This is a genomic window from Mesorhizobium sp. M7D.F.Ca.US.004.01.2.1 (assembly GCF_003997785.1).
Taxonomy (GTDB): Bacteria; Pseudomonadota; Alphaproteobacteria; order Rhizobiales; family Rhizobiaceae; genus Mesorhizobium; species Mesorhizobium loti.
Genome location: NZ_RZRQ01000265.1, coordinates 1 through 8,051, shown reverse-complemented (window position 1 = coordinate 8,051; position 8,051 = coordinate 1). Strand labels below are relative to the sequence as shown.

7 protein-coding genes are annotated in these 8,051 nt (G+C 60.9%); 5 read left to right on the top strand and 2 right to left on the bottom strand.

Going from position 1 to position 8,051, the window contains the following annotated elements; translation table 11 throughout:
- Positions 1-1,573: polysaccharide biosynthesis tyrosine autokinase (locus EN993_RS26780; protein ID WP_164757826.1), on the top strand; the 1,573-nt coding region annotated here is incomplete at its 5' end.
- 21 nt (positions 1,574-1,594) lie between these two features.
- Here the strand turns inward: EN993_RS26780 and EN993_RS26775 are convergent.
- Positions 1,595-2,782, bottom strand: a complete 1,188-nt coding sequence (locus EN993_RS26775) for a glycosyltransferase family 4 protein (protein ID WP_245468976.1) — start codon at positions 2,780-2,782, stop codon at positions 1,595-1,597.
- 9 nt (positions 2,783-2,791) lie between these two features.
- The gene (locus EN993_RS26770) at positions 2,792-3,943 is read right to left on the bottom strand and encodes a glycosyltransferase (protein WP_281038499.1); all 1,152 of its coding nucleotides are present in this window, start codon (positions 3,941-3,943) and stop codon (positions 2,792-2,794) included.
- Between the two features lie 219 nt (positions 3,944-4,162).
- On the opposite strand from EN993_RS26770, the gene EN993_RS26765 reads away from it, so the two are divergent.
- From EN993_RS26765 to EN993_RS26750, 4 genes are read left to right on the top strand one after another with little or no spacing between them, the layout of a single operon-like run.
- Positions 4,163-5,521 carry a polysaccharide biosynthesis/export family protein gene (locus EN993_RS26765; protein ID WP_127265264.1) on the top strand — a complete coding sequence of 453 codons (1,359 nt, stop codon included), beginning with the start codon at positions 4,163-4,165 and terminating at the stop codon, positions 5,519-5,521.
- On the top strand, positions 5,518-6,180 hold the full coding sequence (locus EN993_RS26760; RefSeq protein WP_127265263.1) for a sugar transferase: 663 nt from the start codon (positions 5,518-5,520) through the stop codon (positions 6,178-6,180). The genes EN993_RS26765 and EN993_RS26760 overlap by 4 nt, the downstream gene beginning before the upstream one ends.
- Positions 6,177-6,854 (top strand): PIG-L deacetylase family protein, encoded by a 678-nt coding sequence (locus EN993_RS26755; protein ID WP_109672179.1) that lies wholly within the window; start codon positions 6,177-6,179, stop codon positions 6,852-6,854. Before EN993_RS26760 ends, EN993_RS26755 begins: the two co-directional genes overlap by 4 nt.
- Before the next feature lie 19 nt (positions 6,855-6,873).
- Entirely contained in the window at positions 6,874-8,049 is a 1,176-nt protein-coding gene (locus EN993_RS26750; RefSeq protein WP_126068056.1) for a DegT/DnrJ/EryC1/StrS family aminotransferase, read from the top strand.
- Positions 8,050-8,051: the final 2 nt, after the last annotated feature.

Sequence of the window (8,051 nt, the reverse complement as noted above, 5' to 3'; positions counted from 1 at the left end):
CGTCGGCTTTTTGCGACAGCAATCGACCGAGCTTGCGTCGCGGATTGCTGCGATAGAAGGCCAGATCGCCAAATATGCGAGCGAACACGGCGTTTCCAGCGATCCGCGCGATGATCTGCTGCGCGCCTCGATCCAGCAGGCCAACGATCAGCTCAGCACCGCCAGAGGTGAGTACACGCAAGCGCAGGCGCGCCTCGCCCAGGTCAGGCTTGCGGCCAAGAACGGCGACACAGGGGCCGGCGTCGATCCCTTGCTCTCATCCGACTTCCTGACGACCCTGCGCAACGACGAAGCGGCGGCAACGAGGGATCGCGCGCAACTTGCCGGCAACTACGGTCGAAATCATCCTTTGGTGCAAGAGGCCGATGCAAAAATTGCCGCCGTCCGTGCGATGATTTCTCAAGAGATGCTGCGGACGATCGCAATCCTGGAAAATGAGGTGCGCGTCGACGAAGGCCGGGTGGACCAGCTCACCAAGAGCCTGCAGGCTTCCAACGAAGAGCTGCGTCAAAGGAGCCTGGCTGAAGCCAAGTTGCGTGAACTGAACAACGACCTGTTGACCGAGCAAAAACTCAACGACCTTGTGTCCGGCAAGCTTGGCAGTCTCGACCCGTTTTCCGACGCGGTCGAGCCCGGCGTGCGAACCGTCTCCACAGCGGAGATCCCGACGTCCCCTACCTTTCCCAAGCTTCGCTTGATGCTGGCAGGCGGTTTCGCAGCGTCGCTTGTTCTGGCCTTTATTCTTGTGCTGACACTTGAAAGCATGGATGGACGGGTACGGGATTCGCGACGGGTATCGAAGCTGATCCGCGTTCCCCTGCTGGCGTCGATCCCGCTATTGCCCCGGAAGTTCCTGCGTCCCGCCCTGCCCCCTCTCGAAACCCTGTTGTCAAAACCACGGTCGGCTTTTTCCGACGCTTTCCGATCGCTTTACAGTGCCTGCACCAGGATGAACGGCGGGCGGGTCAAACATGTTGTTCTGGTCACTTCCGGCCTGCCCCAGGAAGGCAAGACAACGACAGCGATGGGCCTTGCCATGGCCGCTGGAATGGATGGCGCCTTGACTGCGCTGATCGATCTGGATTTGCGAACCCGCCACCTCCACACCTCCATGGGGCTCGGCTCCGCCAGCAAGACACTCGATGACTATTTGCGTGGAGATTGCGGTCTGGCGGAAATCGTCCAAACCCTGCCTGAAATTCCGCAGCTCGATGTGATGGCGCCGCGTGCCGACGACCAGACCTCGCCGGAATTCCTCAACTCCAGCCAGCTTGCCAAATTACTGGAAGCGTTCCGGCTGGAGTACGACGTGGTGATCATCGACGCACCGCCTATGCTCGTTCTGGAGGACGCAGTCAGGATTGCTGCCTCTGTGGACACTGTCGTGGTCGTGGCCGCGTGCGACAGCACAACGCAAGAGGCTCTCTCCCAGGTCGTCGAGCGTCTGCGGTTCACCGGCGGCCCATCGATCGGCTGGGTGTTCAACCGGGTGGACCCTTTCCAACAGGCTCATGGTGCGTTCCGGAAAGCCTATCTGAGACGGCAGCAGATCCGGCGCTATTTCCCCGTTTGACTGTCGTGAAGGCCCGACCGGCTATAGTCCCATCGCCTCGAGCAGGGTATGGTTTACCTTGTGAACGTCGAAGCGTTCTTCCGCGAGCTTTCTTGAGTTGGCGCCCATTTTCACGGCGAGCTCCTCATCTTCAAGAAAGGCGCGCTGCGCCGAGGCCAGAGCATCTACATCTCGCGGATTGACCTGGAAACCGTTCTCCCCGTCGATGACGGTTTCTTGGCAGCCAGGTGCGTTGGTCGTAATTATCGGCCGCCCTGTCGACAGGGCCTCCAGCGCGCTGCGAGGAATGCCCTCGCGATAGTAGGAAGGCAGTACAAACACCGTCGATGCGGTCAGATAGGGGCTGACATCGTGCGTTTCGCCGAGATACTCCACGGCTCCTTCCTTGGTCCACTGGTCCATTTCGGCTTTCGAGATGGAGAGAGGACTGGGATCAAATGGCCCGAGAATCTGGAAACGCGCGGCACGGTGCTTGGTCTTCAGGATGCGAGCGGCGGCGGCAAACTCGGCAATCCCCTTTTCACGAAGCAAGCGGGCAATCAGAAGGAAGACGGGCGGCCCCGGCGGTGGACGGCTGGCGGCAAACAGCGTCAGATCGACCCCGGAACCTGCAACCTTGATCACCGGCGTTTTCGCAGAAACCATCCTATGGAGTCGGATGTCGGAAGCGTCGGCTTCGTTGTAGGCGAAAACAGCTTCGCAACCGATCAAGGCCGAGCGGTAGAGAGCAATGCTCAACCGGCGCAGAACAGTTGCGCGCAATCCGGTGACGCTGCCGCTGAATATGAAGCCGAACCCTGTAAAGAGTGCAAACCGCCGAGGTACTCCTGCGAGCCGGGCCGCCAGTCCACCATAGATGATAGGCTTCATCGTGTACGGCAGGACGATGTCCGGAGCCAGGCGGCGCATTAGCCTGTAAAGCGCCTTGAGCGTTTGCAGATCTGCCAGCGGATTGGTGCCTGTCCTGGCCATTGGAATCTGTTGGAAGCTCACGCCAATAGCACCCAGCCTGGCGATGGCTTGTTCGTCATTATCGGGGGCGAGTGTGATGACCTCGTGCCCGGCGGCGACCATGGCTTTCAACAATTCGAGGCGAAAATTGACGAGCGAACGCGTCAGACTGGCGATGACGACGATCCGCTTGCGGCGCATCGCACCATCCCCGGCAGCAGGAAAATGATCTCTTCCATTCGCATGCGTAACAACCACCAGTCGCTCCTATCGGACCGAGATATGGCGACGACGGCCCAGAGCCGTTCCGTAGAGTTCCAGGTGCCTATCGACGTAAAGCGACAGCGAGAAGTTCTCCATGACCCGGCGACGCGCCTGTTGGCCCAGAGCGCGGCGCTCGGCCGGCTCAAGGCGGACAAGGCTGATCAGCCCGGCGGCCAGTGCATCACTATCCCCCGGTGGGACGACCACTCCGCTGTCACCGACCAGCCAGCCGGAGTCGCCGACTGCCGTGACCACCGCCGGTACGCCACTTGCCATCGCCTCGCCGACGGCAAGGGAAAAGGCCTCGCCCCAGGCTGAGCAAAGCGCGTAGACATCGAAGCCCGGCATGAGGTCGGCAACGTCACTGCGGATGCCCGGCGTTGTAATCCGGTCGTCTATGCCGAGCTCGCGGGCAGCAACCCGCACCGGGCCGTCGACATGCCCCTCCCCGATAAACACGCCCTGAACATCGTACCCCTGCGCCAGGACACGGCTGATGGCCCGGACCAGGCTGATCTGGTCCTTCATGGGATGAAACCGGGCCACGTGGCCGATGATCAGCCGTTCGGCCGGCAAGCCAAACAGGCGGCGCAATTTCGAACCGGCATCGGCCGAGGGAGAGAATTGATCACAGTCCGTGCCATTCGGGATAACCACCCTCCGACGCGGATCAAAGCCCAGACGCTCGTGATCGTCGGCGGCCACGCGTGAGCAATATGAAATCGCGCTGGCGCGACCCGACAGACGGGCAGAGAGCCGGATCAGATGGCGCGTTAACGGCTTCTCGTCGGCGAGATCGCGAACTGTGTGATGGATGCTCCAGATTACCGGCGAGAAATTGAGCCCCAGCACCGAGCCGAGCGTTGCCGCGAGGTTGCCGTGATACATCCATCCATGAAGAAGATCAGGGGCGGCCCTGCTTACTGATCGCGTCAGCCGAACGACATCGCGCGGCCGCGGTCGTTCCGTCATGCTGAGCGACACGAGCCCCGATTTTGTATGCTCCACCTGTGCGGCCAACGGCCCGGGTGAAAGCAGCGATAGAACCGAAGACGAGAAGCGGTTTTGGTCGACCCGGCCAAGAAAGCGGGCGAGCATGACCTGGGCGCCGCCAACGTCGAGACTGGTGATTGTGTGTAGAACACTTGTGTGCACGCAAAGCTTCCCAGCTGCCTGCGGCGCTCCGTCACGAGGAAGCGTTCAATCGGCCGACAGTATCCAGCCGCACCATACGTTGGTTGCGGCCGACATCCAGTTAGCCAAATTGGGTGGGCACGAGACCGAAGGTTATCACTGCTCCACCAAAGGTATGACTCATGGTCCTCGCGCAGGTGTCGCTAGGGTCTTCACAGGAAATTACTGTGGTGGGCTTCCATGGCGTCTTGTTGCAATGCGGCGCGGAGCGGGCGATCGATAGGCGCCTGGGTCGGTATCCTTGTGAAGGCGTTAGGGACTGTAGGGATTGCGGTTACCGCGATTGCAACGATCCTGGCTTGCCATAGTGCTGCCTGGGCCGCGGCGAACGATGACTACAAGCTCTCGGTCGGCGATGTGGTGTCGTTCGACTTCATCGACGATTCGCTTCCTGCCGAACAGCTGACGGTAGCCAGTGATGGCGCAGTCAACATTCCGCTGATCGGCAGCTTCGAGGTTGGCGGCCTGACGGTCCCCGACGCCTTGAACCATATCCGTAAGGCGTTCATCGATCGCGAGTTCTTCAATGACCCGCATATAGCCTTGGCGGTGGTCAGCTTCCGTCCAATTTTCGTCCTTGGGGACGTCAAGGCGCCGGGCTCGTTTCCATATCAACCAGCACTGACTGTCGAGCAGGCAGTGGCGCTTGCCGGCGGCCAATCGACTGGCGGAGCCACTGCCGAGGACCGCGTCGTGACGCGCGCCCGGTTGCGCGGAACTCTTGACGAAAGCGTGGTCCAGATCGCCAAGGAAGCAATCGCTGCTGCGCGCATCAAGGCCCAGTTGGCAAACAACGACAAGATTTCGGAACAGGATATGCCCGCCAAGGTCAAGGGCCTCATGAACGCCAATCTGATCGCAACGCTGCTCCCGACGGAACAGCGCATCCTTGAGACAGATCAACACGCGCTGACCACACGTCGCAAGCAGCTCTCGGCGGGGATCGACGAAGTGAATGTCGCCCTCGCCAATATTCAACAGCTTTCGGAGATACAGAAGACGGTGATCGCTTCGTCGCAAGCCGATCTCGAGCGCATCAGGGCCCTCAACAAAAAAGGTCTGGTCACGCTTACAGACCTCTCGAACGCCGAGCGCGAGGCGACCACGCAGCAATCGCATCTGCTTGAAATCTACAATCAGGCGTCGACAGTGCGCCGGGAATTGAGCCAGTTGCAGCGCGACCTTGATGACGCCACTCAGACCTGGACGCACACCGCGCTGACTGACCTCCAAGCCCACAACTCTGAAATCGAACGCCTGATCGCAGTCCGCGAGTCGACCGAGGAGCAGATCCTGCTGCTGAGCTCACTGGCCGCGGAGCAGACACGGACCAACAACACCATCGCGTTCACTTACCAGATCCGCCGCAAGCTAAACGGCCAGGTCGCCACCAAAGTGGCGACCCTCGACGATGCGGTTGTGGCCGGCGATACGATCTTGGTGTCGATAAACCGCCTGGACAATGCCCTGGATCTGGCAAGCCGTCTGGACGCTCCTTTGGCGGCTCCCCCTTCCGTCCAGGTCGGACCGTCGCAATGATCGGCCTCAGCAACCCGATCGCTCGCACCAGCGAGTGGACTGCTCGAGTGCCGATCGGCCGGGCGATGCCCAGCAGGATCGCATCGGTAGTGCTTTTGGTTCTCAGCCTGCCGCTATGGATCGTGGCTGCCGCGGTTGTCTGGCTGAGTGTGGGCCGTCCGCTATTCTTCCGGCAGACTCGCAGCGGGCTGGGAACTCGTCCCTTTGTCATCTGCAAGTTTCGAACGATGCACGAGAGGCGAGATGCAGATGGCGCGCTGCTCCCTGACGCTTTGCGTGAGACATCCGCCACTCGGTTGATGCGCGCCATCCGTATCGATGAACTGCCTCAACTTCTCTCCATAGCCACAGGCGACATGGCGTTCATAGGACCGCGCCCGTTGCTTCCGGCCACCGTCGCCGAGTTCGGCGAGCTGGGGCGCATTCGCAGTACGGTCCGGCCCGGCCTGTCCGGCTGGGCACAGGTGAACGGCAACACTCGCCTCACCAACAATGAAAAGCTGGCGCTTGACCTCTGGTATGTGCGCAACCGCAGCCTGTGGCTTGATCTGCAGATACTGGTTCTGACCGTCCTGGTGGCACTGTTGGGCGAACATATTGACCGCCGCCATGTCGATCACGCTCTGAAGGCGATGCCCGCCGGGACGGTTCGGTCATGAGCCCAGCCCTTGGTCGAATCCTGGTGATCGCGCCGCATCCTGACGATGAGGTCCTGGGGTGTGGCGGCACGATAGCCCGGATCGCTGCCGAAGGCGGGGAAGCCCATGTTGCAGTGGTTACGCGAGGCTGCCCACCTGCCTTCACGGAAGAGATGACGCAACGGGTTCGCTGTGAGGCAAAAACGGCCCATGCCTGTTTGGGCGTACGACAGACGCATTGGCTTGATCTGCCTGCGGCGCAGATCGCCCAGACACCACACTCGACCGTCAACGCGGCGTTGCAGGCTCTGCTGCAGGAGGTCAAGCCGGACACGCTGCTGATCCCCTTCGTCGGCGATGTGCATATGGATCACCAACTGATCTTCCTGTCGTCGCTGGTCGCGGCTCGTCCCACCCAGGCTCACTACCCACGGACGATCATGGCCTACGAGACGGTGTCGGAAACGAACTGGAATGCACCCTATGTCACGCCGACCTTCGTGCCGAATGTCTTCATAGACATCGAATCGACACTCGACCGCAAACTCGAAGCTGCGTCGATGTTCGGTTCGCAGATGAAGAATTTCCCGCACGAGCGTTCGATCGAAACATTACGGGCGCTGGCGATTGTCAGGGGCACCGCTGTCCATCTGAGGGCGGCCGAGGCCTTTGTCCTTCTGAGAAATGTCATGTGAATTCTAGGAGTGCTCCAAGATGAAACGCTGGCCGATTTACGATGAAGAGCAGATAGCCGACGTTGTGGATGTTCTGCGGTCTGGCCGGGTGAACGCCTGGACCGGCGACCATGTGAAGACATTCGAACGAGCCTACGCGCGCAGCCTCGGCCGACGCCATGCGGTGGCGCTGGCCAATGGTTCCCTCGCGCTCGATCTTGCAATGAAGATCCTCCATATCGGCGCCGGCGACGAGGTCATCGTAACGCCCCGCAGTTTCGTCGCATCGGCCGCTTGCGTCATGTTCGCCGGCGCAACACCTGTCTTCGCGGATGTCGACCCGACATCGGGCAATCTTTCCGCTGAAACGATCGCGCCGAAGATAACAGCGCGAACAAGGGCGGTCATTGTCGTCCATATCGCCGGATGGCCGTGCGACATGGCGCCGATCATGGAGCTTGCAAAGCGCACTGGCATCAAGGTCATCGAGGATTGCGCTCAGGCGCATGGAGCCGAATACAACGGACGACCGATCGGCTCCTTCGGTGATATCGCGGCGTTTTCGTTCTGCCAGGACAAGATCATCACGACCGGCGGCGAGGGCGGACTTGTCGCCATGGACGACAGGAAATTGTGGCTCGCCGCATGGAGCCTGAAGGACCACGGCAAGAACTACAATGTGGTCTTTGCCCCTCATCGGCCGACCGGGTTCCGCTGGTTGCACGACAGCGTCGGCACGAACTGGCGCATGACGTCCATCCAGGCCGTGCTTGGTTTGCGGCAGCTCGAACGTCTGCCAGACTGGGTTCGCCAACGCGAGCGCAACGCCAACATCTGGATAAGGACGCTTGCCGATTTGCCGATGCTACACACGCCCCGGCTCGATCCGGCTCACAGGCATGCCTGGTACCGATGCTATTTCTATATCAAGCCGGAGATGTTGTCTTCGGGATGGTCGCGGGACGAGCTGATTGCGGCCGTCAATGCGGCCGGCGTTCCATGCTTCTCGGGTAGCTGCTCCGAGATTTATCTGGAGCATGCCTTCGCGGATGCCGGCGTAGCGCCGCCCGAACGACTGCCAGTCGCGCGGCAGATGGGTGAAACGAGCATCGCGTTCCTGGTCGACCCGTCCTGGACCATCGAGGAGACTACGGCGGCAGCGTCGACGACGCGCTCCATCCTTGTTGCGGCTTCGCGCCAGCTCGAGGCGGCTTGATG